The organism is Microbacterium hominis, from assembly GCF_013282805.1.
GTDB classification, from domain to species: Bacteria; Actinomycetota; Actinomycetes; order Actinomycetales; family Microbacteriaceae; genus Microbacterium; species Microbacterium hominis_B.
The window spans coordinates 1,017,796-1,036,171 of record NZ_CP054038.1 but is presented as its reverse complement, the minus strand read 5'-3'; the positions used below and the strand labels follow the sequence as shown (position 1 = coordinate 1,036,171).

17 protein-coding genes are annotated in these 18,376 nt (G+C 71.2%); 9 read left to right on the top strand and 8 right to left on the bottom strand.

The annotated features are described in order from the left end of the window. The first annotated feature begins 79 nt into the window (after positions 1–79). From HQM25_RS04465 to msrA, 4 genes are all read left to right on the top strand, one after another. The gene (locus HQM25_RS04465; protein WP_172989152.1) at positions 80–730 is read left to right on the top strand and encodes a TetR/AcrR family transcriptional regulator; all 651 of its coding nucleotides are present in this window, start codon (positions 80–82) and stop codon (positions 728–730) included. Continuing rightward, positions 727–2,430, top strand: a complete 1,704-nt coding sequence (locus tag HQM25_RS04460) for an MDR family MFS transporter (protein ID WP_172989151.1) — start codon at positions 727–729, stop codon at positions 2,428–2,430. Before HQM25_RS04465 ends, HQM25_RS04460 begins: the two co-directional genes overlap by 4 nt. Before the next feature lie 293 nt (positions 2,431–2,723). Then, entirely contained in the window at positions 2,724–3,794 is a 1,071-nt protein-coding gene (locus HQM25_RS04455; protein WP_172989150.1) for a DNA polymerase IV, read from the top strand. A 162-nt stretch (positions 3,795–3,956) separates the two neighbouring features. After that, complete coding sequence (msrA, locus tag HQM25_RS04450; protein WP_172989149.1) at positions 3,957–4,517, top strand: peptide-methionine (S)-S-oxide reductase MsrA; 561 nt, start codon at positions 3,957–3,959, stop codon at positions 4,515–4,517. Between the two features lie 30 nt (positions 4,518–4,547). Here the strand turns inward: msrA and HQM25_RS04445 are convergent, their stop codons facing one another. From HQM25_RS04445 to HQM25_RS04435, 3 genes are all read right to left on the bottom strand, one after another. Continuing rightward, positions 4,548–7,151 carry a DUF2298 domain-containing protein gene (locus HQM25_RS04445; RefSeq protein ID WP_172989148.1) on the bottom strand — a complete coding sequence of 868 codons (2,604 nt, stop codon included), beginning with the start codon at positions 7,149–7,151 and terminating at the stop codon, positions 4,548–4,550. 26 nt (positions 7,152–7,177) lie between these two features. Continuing rightward, entirely contained in the window at positions 7,178–7,735 is a 558-nt protein-coding gene (locus HQM25_RS04440; RefSeq protein WP_172989147.1) for an NYN domain-containing protein, read from the bottom strand. 62 nt (positions 7,736–7,797) lie between these two features. After that, complete coding sequence (locus HQM25_RS04435) at positions 7,798–8,247, bottom strand: DUF3054 domain-containing protein (RefSeq protein WP_172989146.1); 450 nt, start codon at positions 8,245–8,247, stop codon at positions 7,798–7,800. Positions 8,248–8,501: 254 nt separating this feature from the next. Here HQM25_RS04435 and HQM25_RS04430 point away from each other — a divergent pair, with 254 nt between their 5' ends. Further along, positions 8,502–9,425 carry a hypothetical protein gene (locus tag HQM25_RS04430; RefSeq protein ID WP_172989145.1) on the top strand — a complete coding sequence of 308 codons (924 nt, stop codon included), beginning with the start codon at positions 8,502–8,504 and terminating at the stop codon, positions 9,423–9,425. A 39-nt stretch (positions 9,426–9,464) separates the two neighbouring features. Here HQM25_RS04430 and HQM25_RS04425 read toward each other — a convergent pair whose 3' ends face one another. Continuing rightward, positions 9,465–10,193, bottom strand: coding sequence for a sulfurtransferase (locus HQM25_RS04425; RefSeq protein WP_172989144.1), 729 nt, complete (start codon positions 10,191–10,193; stop codon positions 9,465–9,467). Positions 10,194–10,308: 115 nt separating this feature from the next. Here HQM25_RS04425 and HQM25_RS04420 point away from each other — a divergent pair, with 115 nt between their 5' ends. Beyond that, entirely contained in the window at positions 10,309–11,985 is a 1,677-nt protein-coding gene (locus HQM25_RS04420; protein WP_254359544.1) for a cyclic nucleotide-binding domain-containing thioredoxin-disulfide reductase, read from the top strand. A gap of 22 nt (positions 11,986–12,007) precedes the next feature. On the opposite strand, the gene deoC is transcribed toward HQM25_RS04420, so the two are convergent. Then, positions 12,008–12,673, bottom strand: coding sequence for a deoxyribose-phosphate aldolase (deoC, locus tag HQM25_RS04415; RefSeq protein ID WP_172989143.1), 666 nt, complete (start codon positions 12,671–12,673; stop codon positions 12,008–12,010). Between the two features lie 158 nt (positions 12,674–12,831). On the opposite strand from deoC, the gene HQM25_RS04410 reads away from it, so the two are divergent. Beyond that, positions 12,832–13,863 carry an LLM class flavin-dependent oxidoreductase gene (locus HQM25_RS04410; RefSeq protein WP_172989142.1) on the top strand — a complete coding sequence of 344 codons (1,032 nt, stop codon included), beginning with the start codon at positions 12,832–12,834 and terminating at the stop codon, positions 13,861–13,863. Positions 13,864–13,973: 110 nt separating this feature from the next. On the opposite strand, the gene HQM25_RS04405 is transcribed toward HQM25_RS04410, so the two are convergent. Further along, positions 13,974–14,570 carry a DoxX family protein gene (locus tag HQM25_RS04405; protein WP_172989141.1) on the bottom strand — a complete coding sequence of 199 codons (597 nt, stop codon included), beginning with the start codon at positions 14,568–14,570 and terminating at the stop codon, positions 13,974–13,976. A gap of 319 nt (positions 14,571–14,889) precedes the next feature. Here HQM25_RS04405 and HQM25_RS04400 point away from each other — a divergent pair, with 319 nt between their 5' ends. Then, complete coding sequence (locus HQM25_RS04400; RefSeq protein ID WP_172989140.1) at positions 14,890–16,482, top strand: M20/M25/M40 family metallo-hydrolase; 1,593 nt, start codon at positions 14,890–14,892, stop codon at positions 16,480–16,482. A gap of 107 nt (positions 16,483–16,589) precedes the next feature. Further along, positions 16,590–16,958 (top strand): hypothetical protein, encoded by a 369-nt coding sequence (locus HQM25_RS04395; protein ID WP_254359542.1) that lies wholly within the window; start codon positions 16,590–16,592, stop codon positions 16,956–16,958. A 17-nt stretch (positions 16,959–16,975) separates the two neighbouring features. Here HQM25_RS04395 and fdhD read toward each other — a convergent pair whose 3' ends face one another. Together fdhD and HQM25_RS04385 are read right to left on the bottom strand one after the other, a co-directional pair. Continuing rightward, positions 16,976–17,818 carry a formate dehydrogenase accessory sulfurtransferase FdhD gene (gene fdhD, locus HQM25_RS04390; protein ID WP_172989139.1) on the bottom strand — a complete coding sequence of 281 codons (843 nt, stop codon included), beginning with the start codon at positions 17,816–17,818 and terminating at the stop codon, positions 16,976–16,978. Between the two features lie 40 nt (positions 17,819–17,858). Further along, entirely contained in the window at positions 17,859–18,368 is a 510-nt protein-coding gene (locus HQM25_RS04385) for a GNAT family N-acetyltransferase (protein ID WP_254359541.1), read from the bottom strand. Between the last annotated feature and the right edge of the window lie 8 nt (positions 18,369–18,376).

The following is an 18,376-nucleotide window of genomic DNA, read 5'->3' as shown; positions in this document are numbered from 1 at the left end:
ACCGTATGTCGGCCCGGCGGACCTCGGGCGGGAGAACGGAAGTCTGCACTCTCCCCGTAAGAGTGCAATAATGCACTCTGTGAACCAGAGTGCAACAGGCCCACGGGAGCGACGGCGCACCGAGACGACCCGCACTCTCATCTCCCTCGCGCGCCGCGCGACGGCATCCACCGGCCTCACCGGGTTCACCATCGAGGAGCTGTGCGAGCAGGCAGGGGTCTCCCGGCGCACCTTCTTCAACTACTTCGCGTCGAAGGAAGACGCCGTGCTCGGCTTCGCGCTGAACCTCGACACCTCCGACATCGAGGAGATGTTCGTGCGGATGCGTCCCCTGACCCCTCCTGGCGAGCTCTCGAGCAACCTCCTCACCGACTTCGCCGCCCTCACCGAAGCCCGCTGGGCCGCGTTGGAGATCGACCACGCCGCCGCGGCGGAGCTGATGGCCGCCGCCGAGCGCGAGCCGCGCCTCATCGCGCACATGATCGAGCGGCACCGCACCGACGAGCGAAACGACATCACCCTGGTCGCTCGCCGCGAGGGCGTCACCGACGACGATCCGCGCATCGTCGCGATGGTGCAGCTGGTCGGCCACCTCGCACGCGTCGCGGTGCCGGCCTCGCTCGATCCCGACCACCCGCAGGACTTCCGCGACGTGCTCGAACGGCATCTCGCCGCCGTGCACGCGCTGTTCACCACGCAGACCATGAACGACCCGGAAAGCACCCGATGACCACCACCGCCCCCACCCCGACCGTCGCGCCCGGCGACGGCCCGATGCTGCTGACCCAGCGGCGCATCTGGATCATCTTCTCGGCCCTCATCGCCGGAATGCTCCTGTCCAGCCTCGACCAGACCATCGTCTCCACCGCGATGCCGACTCTCGTCGGCGAGCTCGGCGGGGTCGAGCACCAGGTGTGGATCACGAGCGCCTACATCCTCGCGACGACGATCGTCATGCCCATCTACGGCAAATTCGGCGACATCCTGGGCCGGCGCAACCTCTTCCTCCTCGCGATCGCGATCTTCACGCTGGCCTCGATCGGCTGCGCGTTCGCGACCGACTTCTGGATGTTCGTGGTGTTCCGCGCCGTGCAGGGCCTCGGCGGCGGCGGCCTCATGATCCTGTCGCAGGCGATCATCGCCGACATCGTGCCGGCCAACGAGCGCGGCAAGTACCTCGGCCCGCTGGGCGCCGTCTTCGGCCTGTCCGCCGTCGCGGGGCCGCTGCTGGGCGGCTTCTTCGTCGACCACCTGACCTGGCAGTGGGCGTTCTACATCAACATCCCGGTCGGCATCGCCGCGTTCGCGATCGCCTTCTTCGCCCTCAAGCTCCCGAGCAAGAAGGCCGACAAGCCCATCGACTGGCTCGGCGTCGTGTTCCTCTCGATCGCCACGACATGCCTCATCTTCTTCACCGACTTCGGCGGAGATCGCGACCACGGCTGGGACGACCCGCTCACGTGGGCGTGGGGGGCGGGCCTGCTCGTGGCCGTCGCGCTGTTCGTCTTCACCGAGTCCCGCGCGGCCGACCCGGTCATGCCGCTGTCGCTGTTCAAGAACCCGGTGTTCGTCAACGCCACCGCCATCGGCTTCGTCGTGGGCATCGGCATGTTCGCGGCCCTGGCGTTCGTGCCGACCTTCCTGCAGATGTCCTCGGGCACCTCCGCGGCCGCATCCGGCCTCCTCATGCTCCCGATGATGGTCGGCGTCATGGGCACCTCGATCGCGTCAGGTCTGATCATCACCAAGACCGGCAAGTACAAGATCTATCCGATCCTCGGCACCTTCATCACCGGCGCCGTGATGGTCGTCATGACCTCGCTCACCGCTGAGACCCCCGTGTGGCTCATCTGCGTGTACCTGTTCGCGCTGGGCGCCGGCCTCGGCTTCGTCATGCAGGTCGTCGTGCTGGTGGTGCAGAACGCGGTCCCCGCTTCGGAGATCGGCACCGCGACCAGCTCGAACAACTACTTCCGCGAGGCGGGAGCGGCTCTGGGCATCGCCGTGTTCGGCGCGATGTTCACCTCGCGCCTGACCGACAACCTGCTCGCGGCCTTCACCGACGCCGGCGCCTCAGCCGATCAGGCGGGCCAGGCGGCCGCCACGATCGACCCCGCGACCCTGAACGATCTGCCCGGGCCTGTGCGCGACGCGATCGTCACCGCCTACGCCGACTCCCTCGCCCCGGTGTTCTGGTATCTCGTGCCGTTCCTGGCGGTCGCCTTCGTGCTGGCCCTCTTCCTCAAGGAGATCCCGCTCTCCGACGTCGCCGGGCTCGTCGCCCGCGGCGAGGCGATCGGCGGCGAGGAGGCCGAGCGCCTGGAGGCCGAGCAGCGCGCGGCCGCCGGCCGCGGCGCGGCAGCTGACGCGGGAGCCCTCGCGGCAGCTGACGCGCCGGGCGCGGCATCCACTCCCCCGTCGGAGAAGTAGCACTCCCCCGTCCCCCGCTCCGCTGTCGCAATCGGTCAGCCCGACCGCACATTGCGACAGCGGAGCGGGGGACTTCGCATCCATCTCACACCCGCCTGCCGGAGTAGCAAGCAGGAAGGCGCAGGCGGAGCGGGTGCGCACCGTCTCGGTCGCGCGCATCAGCGGGATCGTCGGGTGGCTCGGCGCGGAGCGGATGGGCGAGATCGACGAAGCGCTTCGCATCCACCTCGCCCTGTGACGCGGTGACGCCGTGACGCGGTGACGCGGGCGGCGCGAGCGGCCAGACTGAGGGCATGGACGCGCGACCCTGGGTGCTGCACGTCGATCTCGACCAGTTCATCGCCGCCGTCGAGGTGCTGCGCCGGCCCGAGCTCGCCGGCAAGCCGGTGATCGTCGGCGGTCGGGGCGACCCGACCGAGCGCGCCGTGGTGTCGACCGCGTCGTACGAGGCGCGCGCCTTCGGCGTCGGATCCGGGATGCCGCTGCGCATCGCCGCGCGCAAGGCGCCGGACGCGATCCTGCTGCCGGTCGACGCGCCCGCCTACACCGCCGCCTCCGAGGCGGTGATGGAGACGCTGCGCGCACAGCCCGGCGCGGTGGTCCAGGTGCTCGGCTGGGATGAGGCGTTCGTCGGGCTCACCTCCGACGATCCCGAAGCGGCCGCCCGGGAATTGCAGCGCGCGGTGCTCGACGCGACCCGGCTGCACTGCAGCGTCGGCATCGGCGACACCCTCGTGCGTGCCAAGAACGCGACCGACCTCGGCAAGCCGCGCGGCGTCTTCCGCCTCACCGCCGAGAACTGGCTCGAGGTGATGGGCGCGCGGCCCGTGATCGACCTGTGGGGGGTCGGATCGAAGATCTCGAAGCGGCTGGCGGCGCTGGGCATCCACACCGTCGACGACCTCGCCCGCGCCGAGGAGCCGCCGCTGGCGGCGGAGTTCGGACCGAAGATGGGGCCCTGGTATCGGCAGCTCGGCCGCGGCGACGGGTCTGCGGTCGTCGACGACACCCCGTGGGTGGCCCGCGGGCACAGTCGCGAGACGACTTTTCAGACCGACCTGGTCGACCGGGCAGAGATCGTGGATGCCGCGCGCACGCTCGCCGCCCAAGTGCTCGATGATGTGGTCGCCGAAGGGCGGCCGGTCGTCGGGGTCGGACTGAAGGTGCGCTACGCGCCGTTCACGACGAAGACCTTCGTGCACAAGATCGCCGAGACGTTCGACCGGCAGACGGTCATCGAGGAGATCCTGGCGCTCGTCGCGAGGATCGAGGACCGCCCTGTGCGCCTCCTCGGCGCGCGAGCCGAGATGGCCATGCCCGACGACGCTCGCGGCGCGCACACCCCCACCCGCAGCGGCTGGTGACCACATCGCCTCGGGCGCGGGGCGCGGGGCGCGCGCCCCCGTGCGCGAACTCACGGCGCGCTCCCAGGTTCGCGGGACCAAACCACGGCCTGCCGCCGTTGCTTACCCTTGAGTCGCAGGGCGCACCGCTGTGCGACCGACACCGAAGCCGAAGGAATCACCATGACCAGTGGGCCCACTGACACCGGAACCATCACCCAGACGCCGGGCACCGAGACCGCCGTGCTCGCGGGCGGCTGCTTCTGGGGCATGGAAGACCTCATCCGCCGCCAGCCCGGCGTGCTCGACACGCGCGTGGGCTACACCGGCGGACAGAACGACCACGCCACCTACCGAAGCCACCCCGGCCATGCCGAGGCGGTCGAGATCGTCTTCGATCCGTCGAAGACGACGTATCGCGACATCCTGGCGTTCTTCTTCCAGATCCACGACCCGTCGACGCTGAACCGTCAGGGCAACGACATCGGCTCGAGCTATCGCTCGGCGATCTTCCCCCTCTCCCCCGAGCAGGAGCAGGTCGCGCGCGACACGATCGCCGATGTGGATGCCTCGGGCCTGTGGCCCGGCAAGGCGGTGACGACCATCGAGCCGGCCGCCCCGTTCTGGGAGGCCGAGCCCGAGCACCAGGACTACCTCCTGCGCATCCCGAACGGGTACACGTGCCACTTCCCCCGCGCCGGCTGGGTGCTCCCCCAGCGCACCGACGTGGGCTCGGGCGCCTGACCCGCGCTCGGGCGCACGTTGCCGGAGCGGTCAGTCCACCCGGATGACCGTGGTGTTGCCCTGCTCGAAGACCACCTCGCCGAGGGATTCGAGCAGGGCGGCATCCAGCGTCGGATAGCGCGACATCTCCCACTCCCCCACGATCACGTACTCGATGTCGTACTTGTCGATGAACGCGTCGGCGGTGGCGGCGGTGTTCTCATAGAACTGCTGCACCTCGCCGATGCGCGGGGCGACCAGGGCCGAGTACGCGTCGGGCTCGTCGGCCGACGTGCGCCACAGCCACTCGTGCGACTCCCACCCGATCACCGTGGGCAGCCCCGTGTACGCGGAGATGCGGCCGAGGTGCGTGTACGAGATGCCGGCGGCTTCGACGATGGCCGGCTGGCCGTCGACGTTCTCATTCAGCCACGCGATCGCCGCCGCGTCGTCGGCGATCGACTCGGTGTAGGCGGCATCCCCGATCGTCGCGGTTCCCGGCGGCGCGGCGGCCATCCACGCCGCTCCGTCGAGTCCGACGTAATTCTGCGCCGTCGCACCCGGCGCCGCCTGCGGGAAGGCCGCGAACGGGTACCACGCGGGCAGCACGAGCAGCCCCGCGCCCGCGACCAGCGCGACCCACGAGGCGATGAGCGGGGCACGGCCCGTCGCATCCCCGGCCTGACGGCGCCGCATCCCCTGCCGCACCGCGCGCCACGCGCCGATCACCGCGAACGGCATGACGATGCCGAGCAGGATGCTCGCCTGATACGTCAGCTTGAACATCGTGTTGGCGCGGGCGAACCCGTTCTCGTAGATGTCGACGACGTAGACGACCTCGGGCACGAGGATGAGCCCGACCGCGCTGATGCCGAGCGCGACGACCACGGCATCGATGCGCGTGAGACCCCCGGCGCCGCGCCGGACGAGGATGAGCCCCGCCAGCCCGCCCGCGAGGATCAGCACCTGCGGCCCCCACAGCACGGCGAGCTGCCAGAACGGGGTGTGCTGCTGCGCGAACCCGATGCTGCGCGAGATCGGCTCGAACGCGAGCGCGAACGGCAGCGACAGCACCTGCGCGAGGGCGACGAGGGCCGCCAGCTCGAACCCGCTGCGGGTGAGGCGGTCCTCCCGCAGGGCGAGCGCGAGGCCCGCGAGCGCGGCGCCGACCAGTCCGCCCACGGTCGCCGCGAGCGGGCTCTCGAACAGCAGGTACGGCACGAGCACGCACGCCTGCTGGATCACCAGCACGCCGACGCTGAGGAGCCCCGATCGCGGCGCGACCAGCAGTCCGGCGACCAGCGCCGCCACGAGGAGCACCGTGTAGTAGATGACGAAGTCCCAGTAGTTGCCCATCAGGAACACGGCCAGCAGCACCGCGCCCACGAGCGGGATCGGGTCGAGCAGGAACCGGCGGGAGGCGCCCGAGAGCCGGTGCACCGCCTCCGCCCAGCTGAACCCGATGGATGCCGGCACGGCCGCCGGTGCGGCATCCCGAGCCCCTCCGGCGACCCGCTGCACGACCAGGCCGACGAACAGCAGCACGAACGCCGTGTTGACGAGGTGGGCATGGAGGTCGCCGACGAGGAACGAGTAGAACGGGAACTCGTGGATCGTCTTGTCGGTGGTGACGGGGTTGTAGCCGATGAAGCGCGTCGAGTGCGGGTAGAACCAGCCCTCGAGCGATGCGCCGGCGATGCCCACGCCGTTCAGCCATTCGATGAGGGGGCGTCCGGGCGCTCCGGGGGCGAAGAAGAAGGCGTGGGAGTTTCCGGCGATGGCGACGAAGAAGGCCGTCAGCACACCCGCGACCCCATCGCCGGCGCTGCTGCCCCCCGCAGCCCCGCGGCGGGCGCGGCGCAGGGCGTTCAGCTGCCATCCGATGGCGGCGGCGAGGGTCACCATGAAGGCGAAGGTCGAGGCCATCGCAAGGTTGTAGCCGACGGCCGCCGACGTGAAGGCGAGCGCGCACAGGAGCGCATAGAAGAACTGGCCGAAGTAGTAGTAGTTGATGTCCTGGCCGGCGAACCACATGTCGGCGGCGGGCAGGAAATCGGTGCGGCCGATGCTCATCATGAACCCGTAGTCCATGAACTTCTCGAGCCCGTCGATCTGCGGCATCGTGCCGCGCACGTAGGCCCAGGTGCCGAGCGCGACCACGAAGACCGCGAGGAAGAAGCCGAGGCCCGAACGCGTGGCGCGCTCGCGGACGGCGGAGACCGCGCCTTGCCGCAGGCCGGGCGGAGCCCAGCACGCGACCGCCAGCGCGGCCACGAGCAGCCACGCCGACCACGACGCGAACGGCAGCAGCTGCAGGTACGCGAGCGTCCACGAGGCGAACGCGACCAGGAGCCCGCCGAGGGCCAGCGCGAACGGGAAGGCGACGGCCGCGATGCCGCGGAACAGCCGCACCGCGAGCGGCCAGACCGCGATGGCCGGGGCGAGCATCGTGCCCAGCCACACGAGCCAGCGGCCGCCGTCGGCGCCGAGACCGCCCAGCAGCGCACTGAAGACCACGAGCGCGACGAGTGTCACGACCGCGCCGACGGCACCCGCCGGCATCCACCCCCGCTCGGTCTGCGCGGGCGCCGCGGCGCGCCGCGCGGCGGGTGTGGTGGAGGTCGGGTGCTCGGTCACGGGAGTCTGCTCGGTCACGGGGTGCTTGTCGGTCACAGGACGGGTCAACGCAGGAACTCGGCGGGATCGAACTCGTCGATGGGGATGACGCGCACGCGGGGCAGCGGGGCGTCGAACACTCCGGCGTCGTACTCGAGATCGAACTTCTCGATGCCGGGGGACGAGGCGAACCCGATGTTGCGGAACTCGTTGAACGCGAGCACGCCGACCCGCCGCTCGCCGTCGACGAGCGCCGAGAGGTCGTCGAGGAAGTCGCCGTCGTGGCTGACGAGGATCGCGTCGCCGTCACGCTCGCGCAGCGCCTGCAGCGTGCGCTGGATCGCCATGTCGACGACCTTCTCGTCGGCCGTTCCCGCGAGCGGAACGACGCGGTAGTCCATGGCCTTCAGCGCCTGCACGAACGACATCGGGATGCCGGTCGAGGCGTTGAGGAAGAACAGCCCCTGTGCCGGCTGCTGCCACTCGCGCTCCGCGAAGGCGATGAGGCGGTCCCAGCGCGGGCGCTCGTCGGGCTGGGGGCGGCGCCCGAGGATCGAGCCGCCGAGCGTGGCGTCGATGTTCTCGCCGTCCACGAGCACCCACGTGATGCCGCCGTCGTCCATGTGTGCTCCTTCGCGGGTCCGCTCTGCGCGGGCGGGCCGCGTGTGCGGCTACGCGAAAGATCCTAGGGGGCGCGGCTGAGACCGTGCGCGTCGGGAGCCCCGCGCCGCGCCCCGGCGGTCGCGCGGCGACGCCCGATCAGGGCCGCGATGAGCCGCCATCCCACCAGGAACACCGCCAGCGTGATCGTCGCGACGACGATGAAGGCGGCGGCGATGCCCTGACCGGATGCCGCGCGCAGCAGCATCCCGATCCCGACGGTCACGAGCCAGACGCCGATGCCCGTGCGCACCGGCCTGGCGGGCGCGCGCCAGGCCAGCGTCGCCACCCAGCCGGCCGCCAGCCCCACCAGGAACGGCCAGGCGGTGGCGCCCAGGCCGGCGAATGCGCTCTCGCCGTGGCTCGCCCGCCCGATGGCCGCGAACGTCGTGACGAGCGCGGCGTCGAGCGCCGCCGCACCGACGATCGCCCGGGCGGAGGGGCGGCGGGCTGCGGTGGCGGGTCGTGAGGTCACTCATCCAGGCTACGCGCGCCGCGGAATCGACCCGCACGCCTGCCCTGCCGGCCCCACCCCGCGTGCCTGCTTCGGAGATCCGCCGTCGTTCGGAGCAAAGGAGCCGATCGTGTCCGCACGACGGCAGATCTCCGACGTTCTGCTGCCATGGGCGGCGGTGCGAGGCGGTATCACACTCCACTCCCCGCGCCTCTCCCTTCACGACAGTCACGCGCGCCGACGCGGTGTCGGCGCCCCGAACAGGGAGATGTGCCATGACCACAACGACGGCGCCCGGGTCGGCGAGCGACGACCTGAGCGCAGCCGCAGCGGATGCCGCGGCCAAAGCCGGACGAGCCTGGAAGCGCTTCGTGGCGCGGGCGGTGCCGCCCGCACTGAGCGGGGCTCAACCCGTTCGCGGCCTCCTCCGTTCCGGGGAGGAGTCGTACCGGGCCGATGCCGCACTCGTGGCGAAGGCCGCCCCCGCCCTGTTCGGGGAGCTCGACGAGTTCTACCTCCGCGGTCGCCGCGTGATGGGCCTCACCGAGTCCGAGCAGTTCGAGGAGATCGTCCGCGAGGGGGTCCACGAAGCCGCCCTCGCGCTGACGGCCGCCGAGCGGTTCACCCCCGAAGCGAGGAAATCCCTCGAGCGCCGTGTGCGGTGCGCCAAGGACTTCGTCGAACGACGGGAGGGTGAGATCTCGCGGCGCCTGTATGCGCACCGGCTGACGCAGAGCGTGCTGTTCACCATGCTGGTGATCCTCGTGGTCGTCGTCGCCGAGTACTCGCTCCGGTCGAACCGGATCATCGCGCCGACCGCCGCCGAACTCGCCGCCATGCGCGACATCCTCGTCGTGGTCGGAGCGGGGGCGGCCGGCGCCGGCGTCAGCGTGCTCCTGCGGCTCAGCCACTCCGATGTCTCGTACGACGTCGCCCGCAGCGGCGCCGCGCACTATCGCATCGCCCTGGGCGTGGCCTTCGGCGTCGCGATCCTCCTGCTCCTCAAGAGCGGGGTGATCGCCGACTTCGGCATCGGTCCCGGAGCGAGCGAGACCGTGGACAGCTTCTACTTCTGGGGCGCGCTCGGGTTCCTCGCCGGCTTCAACGAACGCTGGGCCACGAACCTCATCACGCGGCACCCCGGCGACAAGCCGGGCTCGGTCAAGGAGCCGTCCGGAGCGAAGCCCCGGACGCCGTAGGGCCCCTTCCGGTGGATCGAGCACACCGGAACGACCCGCTCAGCGGGGTGCGAGCTCCGGGGTGAGCGCCTCGCGCTCGTCGAAGACGAAGCAGTCGCCGGCCCAATGGGCGCCGCCCTCGCGTTCGAAATAGCCGAGGATGCCGCCTTCGAGTTGCAGCGCGTCGATCCCGGCATCCTGCAGGTAGATGGCGGCCTTCTCGCAGCGGATGCCGCCCGTGCAGAAGCTCACGACCGTCTTGCCCTCCAGCGCCGCCCGGTTCTCGGCCGCGGCGCCGGGGAACTGCGTGAACCGCTCGATGCGCCAGTCCAGCGCGCCGACGAAGGTGCCGTAGTCGACCTCGAAGGCGTTGCGCGTGTCGAGAAGCACCACCTCTCGGCCGGCGTCGTCGTGCCCCTGATCCAGCCAGCGCCGCAGCGTCGCCGGCTCCACGGCGGGCGCGCGACCGGACTCGGGGCGGATCGTCGGGTGGTTCATCCGGATGATCTCGCCCTTGAGCTTGACGAGCAACTTGCCGAACGGCTGGGTCTCGGACCAGCTCTCCTTGGTCGTGAGCCGCGCGAAGCGAGGGTCGCGGCGCAGCTCGTCGACGAATGCGCGCACCGCGTCGGCGTCGCCCGCCAGGAACAGATTGATCCCCTCCTCGGCGAGCAGGATCGTGCCCTTCAGCCCCGCCGCGAGCGCGCGCTCGCGCAGCACCGGACGCAGCTGCTCACGATCGTCGATCGCCGTGAACAGGTAGGCGGAGATGTTCAGGATGGATGCCACGCCGACAAGCGTACGAAACACCGCCTGGGAACGCGCGGGACCACCGCACGCCGGCGTGAACCGATCTCGGAAGGACCGGCCCGCGGTCGCGGCCTGCGGGTCTACCCTCGGACTCGTGCACGAGAAGTCTCACGACGCCGGGCACGGCGCCGATACGGCCGACACGCCCCTGCCCGACACGTCCATGGCGCCGCAGCTCACCGACGCGCAGTGGGCGCGGCTGTGCGCGATCGGCGAGCCCCAGGAGGTCGCGGCCGGCGACTACGCGTTCCGCACCGGCGACCCCGAGTACGACCTGATCCTCATCGAGTCCGGCGCGCTGGAGATCGTGCGGGACTCCCTCGGCTGGGTCGGCGAAGCCCTCATCACGCGCATGGGGCCGCGGTCGTTCGCCGGCGAGCTCGGTCTGCTCAACGGCCAGTCCGCGTTCCTCTCGGCGCGGGTGACCGAACCGGGGACGATCCGCCGCGTGCCGCGCGCGAGGCTGCGCCGCCTGATGAGCGAGGACGACGAGCTGTGCGATCTCATCCTCCACGCGCTGTGGGCGCGGCGGGAGTCGCTGCGGAAGGGACCTGCCGCCCTCACGCTCAAGCTCGTCGGGCCGCGCGGTTCGAAGGGCTTCCAGGACCTGCGCCGCTTCGCCGAGCGCACCGACCTGGTGCACACCTCGTTCGAGCTGGCGCCGGGCGACCTCGGCCATCTGGGCGAGCACGGGGTGACGGCCGATGACCTTCCGGTCGCGTTCGTGCAGGGCGAGCCGATCCTGCGCGCGACACCGGGCATCGTCGCCGATCGGCTCGGACTGAGCTATCAGGCCCACGCCGACACGCTCGTCGACCTCGCCGTCATCGGCGGCGGGCCGGCCGGGCTCGCGGCGGCGATCTACGGCGCCTCGGAGGGTCTGAGCACCGTGCTCCTGGATTCGGTGGCACCGGGCGGGCAGGCGGCGGCGACGTCGCGCATCGAGAACTTCCTGGGCTTCCCGTTCGGCGTGAGCGGCGGCGACCTCATCGGCCAGGCCTCGCTGCAGGCCCTGAAATTCGGGGTTCGCGTCTACGCGCCGTGCGAGGCGGTCGCGCTCGACGAGGTCGACGGTGCCCTCGAGATCACGCTGAGCGACGGGCGCGTCGTGCACGCTCGCAGCGCCATCGTCACCTCAGGCGCCGCATATCGTCGCCTCGACCTCGATCGGTGGAGCGACTTCGAGGGCGCGGGGATCTTCTACGCCGCCACTCCGCTGGAGCTGCGCCAGGTCGCCGAATCGCCGGTCGTGGTCGTGGGGGGTGCGAACTCGGCCGGGCAGGCCGCGCTGTACCTCGCCGCGAACGGGTGTCCGGTGCGCCTGGTCGCGCGCGGCGCCGACCTGTCGGCGCGGATGTCGAGCTACCTCGTCGACCGGCTCGTCGAGGACCCGCGGGTGCAGGTGCACACCCGGGCCCGTGTGGTGGGCCTCGACGGAGAGGCCGCGCTCGAGCGCGTGCGCATCGAGGGCGTCGGCGACGTCGACGCGAAGGGGCTGTTCTGCTTCATCGGCGCCGAGCCGGCGACCGCATGGCTGGCGGGGCTGGACCGCGACGAGGAGGGGTTCCTGCGCACCGGCACCGATATCGCCGGGGCCGCGCTGGGCGAACGCTGGCGCGCGCTGCGCCGCGAGCCGCTTCCGTTCGAGACGTCGGTGCCGCGTGTGTTCGCGGCCGGCGACGTGCGCCGAGGGTCGATGAAGCGCGTGGCTGCGGCCGTCGGCGAGGGCTCCAGCGCGGTCGCCTCCGTGCACCGGGCACTCGCCGGCTGAACCGGCGCGCCGGCGATCCGGGTCAGTACGTGCTGGTGACGACGGTGCCCGCGAGGATCGCCCGCGTGCTCGACACGCCCAGGCGCGAGGCGCCGGCGGCGAGCATCGCCTCGGCGTCGGCCAGGGTGCGGATGCCGCCCGAGGCCTTGACCTCGAGCCGGTCGCCGACCGTGGTCTTCATCAGCTCGACGGCGTGCAGCGTCGCGCCGCCCGCCGGGTGGAAGCCGGTCGAGGTCTTGACGAAGTCGGCGCCGGCTGCCTCGGCGGCGCGGCACGCGCCCACGATCTGCTCGTCGGTGAGGGCGGCCGACTCGATGATGACCTTCAGCACCACGGGCGCCGGCGCGGCCGCGCGCACGGCGCGGATGTCGGCCTCGACGTCGGCGAAGCGGCCCTCGCGAGCGGCGCTGATGTCGATGACCATGTCGATCTCGTCCGCGCCCTGCGCGGTGGCGAGGCGCGCCTCGGCGGCCTTGACCTCGGAGTGGTGCTTGCCGCTGGGGAAGCCGCACACGACGGTGAGCTTCAGGTCGCCGGGCACCGCCACGGGCAGCGCCGACGGCGAGACGCAGACGCTGTACGCACCGAGCTCGGAAGCCTCGGCGATCGCGGCGGCGATGTCGTCGGAGGTCGCGTCGGGCTTGAGCAGCGTGTGGTCGACGGTGCGAGCAAGAGCCTCGATGGACATGATCCTCCAGGGACGAGAGCGGGTGGGGTGGCGTCGCTCCGAGCACCGGAGCAACCCTTCATTGTCCCGCATCCACCTGGCAGGTTGCTGATCGATGGATGCCGCGCGCGGCATCCATTCACCGGAATGAAGCGCGCCGGAGTAGCGTTCGGTCTGCCATGCAGCGTTTCGGAACCCTCTCCTTCGGCCACTACGGCCCCCTCGGCGGCGGCCGCCAGCTCACCGCGGGCGACTCGATGAAGCAGGCCGTCGACCTGGCGCAGGGGATGGACGACCTGGGCGCGAACGGCATCTACTTCCGCGTGCACCACTTCGCCCGGCAGCAGGCCTCCCCGATGCCGCTCCTGGCGGCCATCGCGGCGACCACCGAGCGCATCGAGATGGGCACCGGCGTGATCGACATGCGCTACGAGAACCCGCTCTACCTCGCGGAGGAGGCGGCCGCGGTGGATCTGCTCTCCGACGGCAGGCTCGCCCTCGGCGTCAGCCGCGGGTCACCGGAGACGGTCGTGCGGGGCTACGAGGCGTTCGGCTACACCGGTTCCGCCGACCCGCGTGGGGCCGACCTCGCCCGCGAGCACTTCGACCTGTTCCTGCGCGCGATCGACGGGGAGGGCCTCGCCGAGCGCGATGCGGTGAGCCCGTTCGGCACCGGGGCCACCGGGAGGCAGCGCATCGAGCCGCACTCCCCCGGGCTGCGTTCGCGCGTGTGGTGGGGTGCGGGCAATCGCGACTCCGCCGAATGGGCAGGGCGCATGGGCGTGAACCTCATGTCCTCGACGCTGCTCACCGAGGCCGACGGCACGCCGTTCGACGAGCTCCAGGCCCAGCAGATCGAGGCGTTCCGCGCCGCGTGGCGGGAGGCCGGCCACCCCGGCGAGCCGCGCGTCTCGGTGAGCCGGTCGATCTTCCCGCTCACGACCGCGGAGGACCACCTGTACTTCGGCGGCCGCCAGGACGGCGACCAGATCGGCGTCATCGATGGCATCCGCTCCACCTTCGGCAAGACCTACGCGGCCGAGCCCGACGTGCTCGTCGAGCAGCTGCTCCAGGACGCCGCGATCCGGAGTGCCGACACCCTCATGCTGACGATTCCCAGCCAGCTCGGCGTCGCGTTCAACCTGCGGGTGGTCGAATCCTTCGCGACCCACGTGGCGCCCGCCCTCGGCTGGCAGAGCACCCGGGTCTGAACCGGACGCGGCCCCGCGCACACAGACCTGAACCGGCTCGGAGCCCCAGGGGGGCGGGCTCCGAGCCGGTGGGTGACGGTCGACGGGGGCTCAGGGAGCCCGCCGTGCCGTCAGATCAGCCAGCGGTTGCGCTGCACGAACGGCAGCTTCTTCCACTGGGCGCCCAGGCCCCACGTCTCGCCGGCGGCCAACGCGGCGATGGCGATCGCGACCAGGGCGTACACGACGTGGTAATCGATGAGCGGGTTGGTCGAGCCGGCGTTCGCGGCGAACGGCCACTCGGCCAGGTACATGAGGAGCATCAGCGCCGTGGTGGCGCCGGCCGCGATGCGCAGACCCACGCCCGCGATGAGTGCGACCCCGATACCGAGGAGTCCTGCCATGAACAGCACGTCGACGAGCGGCGAGGCCAGGCTCTGGAAGAAGGGCTGCAGGGGTCCGGTCACGGCCTCGCTGTTGAGGAAGCCCTGCGCGGGGGTGCCGCCGTTGATCCAGGCCCGCTCGACCGGCGTGGCGAAGCCCAGTCCGAAGGCCTTGTCGAGGAATGCCCACAGGAAGATGAACCCCGTGGCGAGGCGCAGCACGGCGAGCGAGCGACGGCCGACGACCGTGGTGACGATCGACCGCTCGGCCGGCACGGCCTTCGCGACGGCGGGGGTTCGAGTGCCCGCTGTCGCGAGTCGGGTGGGAACCGCGTGGGTGGTCATGAGGATTCTCCTTGCTTCGGTCGGGGTCGACGTCCGCCGGCCTCTCTCGTTTGTGGTCTGACCACATAAGAATCCCGCATCCGCGAGCACCCCGACAGGGACTTTGGTCCCGCCGCGGGCACACGAGCCGGACCCCCGACGCCCTGTCACACTGCACTCTTCCGACGCGCGGGGCGCAGCATTCCGCATCCCGTCGACCCATCGCCATCACCGAATTGATGAGAGACAGATGAGAACTCCCCCGCGTGGGACCCGCGACGTATACGTTCGGGCCAACGTGCGTCGATGAAGCCGCACGATAACCGAAACAGGAGAGACGATGTATCGATCTGCACTGCTTTCCCGACGCGTGGCGGCCATCACCGCCGCCGCAGCCGCTGCCGCCGCCCTCACCCTGGGATCCGCGGGCGCAGCGACGGCCGCACCGGCCTCCGCCGGCTGCGACAACCGCGTCAACAACACCTACGAGAAGCTGCTGGAGTGCGTCCGCCTGGACGGTGTGCTCGAGCACGAGGAGGCCTTCCAGGCGATCGCCGACGCCAACGGCGGGAACCGCGCCGCCGGTCTTCCCGGCTACACCGACAGCGCGGAGTACGTGGCCGAAACGCTGCGCGCGGCCGGCTGGAACGTCACGACCAACGAGTTCCCCTTCACGTTCGTGCCGCCCGCCCAGCTCACGCAGACCGCCCCGGTCACCGCAACCTACGAGACGGGGACCTTCACCGGCACCGGCTTCGGCACCGTGTCCGCAAGCGTCGAGTCCGTCGATCTGGCTCTCGCTCCGCCGCGCGCGAGCACGAGCGGCTGCGAGCCCGCCGACTTCGCCGGCTTCACCCCCGGGAACATCGCCCTCGTCCAGCGCGGCACGTGCAGCTTCGGCATCAAGGCCGTCAACGCGCAGGCGGCCGGTGCGACCGCGGTGATCATCTTCAACCAGGGCAACACGCCGGATCGTGAAGGTCTGATCATCGGCACGCTCCTGCCGGACGGCGCCACCGTGACCATCCCGGTCGTCGGCGCGAGCTTCGCCGACGGCGTGGCCCTCTCGCAGCCCGGATCGATGGCGACCATCCAGGTCGACGCCCCCGAGCAGCGCCCGCAGGTGAACGTGATCGCGGAGCTCCCGGGCAAGAACGACGACAACGTCGTCATGGCCGGCGCCCACCTCGACTCGGTGCAACGCGGCCCCGGCATCAACGACAACGGCAGCGGGTCGGCCGCACTCCTGGAGATCGCACAGCAGATCGCCAAGCTCGAGCCGCAGAACACGCTGCGCTTCGCGTGGTGGGGCGCCGAGGAGAGCGGGCTGCTGGGCTCCAACGCCTACGTCAACGGCCTGCCGCAGGAGGAGAAGGACCGCATCGCGCTGTACCTGAACTTCGACATGGTGGCCTCGCCGAACTACATCTTCATGGTGTACGACGGTGACGAGTCGTCGTTCCCCGCGCCCGTGGTGGTTCCGGAGGGCTCGATCCAGATCGAGGACGTCTTCGAGAGCTACTTCACCAAGCGCGGCATCCCCTACGAGGATGCCGAGTTCAGCGGTCGCAGCGACTATCAGGCCTTCATCCTCAACGGCATCCCCGCCGGCGGTCTGTTCACCGGTGCCGAGGTCGTGAAGACCCCGGAGCAGCAGGAGATCTGGGGCGGCACCGCCGGCGCTCAGTTCGACCCGTGCTACCACCTCGCGTGCGACACGATCGACAACCTCTCCCACGAGGCGCTCGATGTGAACTCCGACGCGATCGCGACAGCCGTGCTCACGTTCGCGTACTCGACCGAATCGGTCAACGGCGTGGTCGGCAAGAAGGTGCCCGGCGGCTTCACGTTCCCGGCTCCGGCCGGCCCCGAGGGCACGTTCGCGGGCGGGGGCGGCGGTCACGACCACTCCCACGGCGACGACATCGACTGATCGGAGCATGACCGGCGCCGTGTGAGCGGCGCACACAGTGGGGTGGGATGCCGCGGCATCCCACCCCACGCATTTCCCCGGGGCGGTGGACCACTAGAGTTCTGCTCATGGCTTCGCAGCAACAGCGTGATGGTGAGCACTCCGGCGGCGTGATGAGCGGCGGTGGCAGCCCGACCCTGTGGGGCGTGCTGTCGGGTCTGGTCGTGGCCGCCTTCATCGCGGTCCCGCTGTCGGCGGCCGTCTCGTTCGCCACCCACCCCGGCACCCAGCAGCTGTTCGGCGGCCGCCTCGAAGAGGCGACCACCGGCGGCTACCAGGCATTCTGGTGGATCGTGGCGATCTTCCTCGTCGCCCTTCCCGTGCTCGTCGGCTGGGGCGTGGCGCGCCTGTCCGGTCGCACGCTCGCGATCATCGGCGCGATCATCGCGCTGTTCATCATCGCGGTGCTGATCATGGGGCAGATGTTCGTCTTCTGACCCGCCCGGTCAGCCCCTCACCCGCTGAACGACGGCCGCACGATGCGGCCGTCGTTCGCGTACACGTTCATCGTCTGGCCGCGCAGGAACCCGACCAGCGCGACACCCCGCGCCTCGGCGAGCTCCACCGCGAGCGACGAGGGCGCGGAGACCGCGGCGAGGATCGGGATGCCGGCCATGGCGGCCTTCTGCACCAGCTCGAAGCTTGCCCGACCCGACACCTGCAGCACCGTGCCGCGCAGCGGCAGCAGGCCCTCCCGCAGTGCCCAGCCGACGACCTTGTCGACGGCGTTGTGGCGCCCGACGTCCTCCCGCACGACCAGCACCTCTCCCGTGGCGGCGTCCAAGAGCGCGGCCGCGTGGAGCCCGCCGGTCTTCTCGAACACCTCCTGCCGGGCGCGGAGGGCCTCGGGGAATCCGGCCAGCAGCGCGGCATCCACTGTCGTGTCGTCCTGTGCCACGGTGAAGCGCGACACGGTCTCGACGGCCTCGATCGAGGCCTTGCCGCACACCCCGCACGAGCTGGTCGTGTAGTGGCTGCGGGCCAGGTCGGGCGCGGGCGGGGCCACGTCGGGGGCGAGGGTGACATCGAGCACGTTGTAGGTGTTCTCACCGTCGCCCGGCCCCGCGCAGTGGATCGCGCCGGCGAGGTCGACCGCGGCGGCGATGACCCCCTCCGAGACGAGGAATCCGGCGGCGAGGTCCACGTCGGCTCCCGGGGTGCGCATCGTCACGGCGAGCGGGCGACCACCCACGCGGATCTCCAGCGGCTCCTCGACGGCGAGAACGTCGGCACGGCGGCGCTCCCCGTGCGCGAGCGAGATGCGGATCACCGGGCGCCGCTGCGTGATGCGTCCCATCCGGCCAGCCTAAGCCCGCCCGGGAGAGGTCGGCGCGCGCCTACCGCGCAGCGAGACCGGCCAGTGCGGCGAGCGCGTCGCCGGTGAGGCGCTGGGTCGTCCACTCGCTCATCGGCTCGGCGCCGACCGACCGGTAGAACGCGATCGAGGGCGCGTTCCAGTCGAGCACGGTCCACTCGAAGCGGCGGTAGCCGCGCTCGACGCACACGTGCGCGAGCTCTGCCAGCAGCGCCTTGCCGTAGCCGGCGCCGCGCTGGTCCTCGTAGACGAAGAGGTCCTCGAGCCAGATGCCGTGGGTGCCGGTCCACGTCGAATAGGTGAGGAACCACAGCGCGATGCCCACGATCTCGCCCTCGTGCTCGACGACGTGCGCGAACGCCTTGGGGTCGGCGCCGAAGAGCGTGGCGGTGAGCGCCTCGACCGTGTTCTCCACGGCGTCGGGCTCCTTCTCGTACACCGCCAGCGCGGTGATGCAGGCGAGGATGCCGGGCTCGTCGCCCGGGCGCGCGGCGCGCAGCACGGCGCCGTCGGAGAGGATGCGGTCGGTCACCCGTCGAG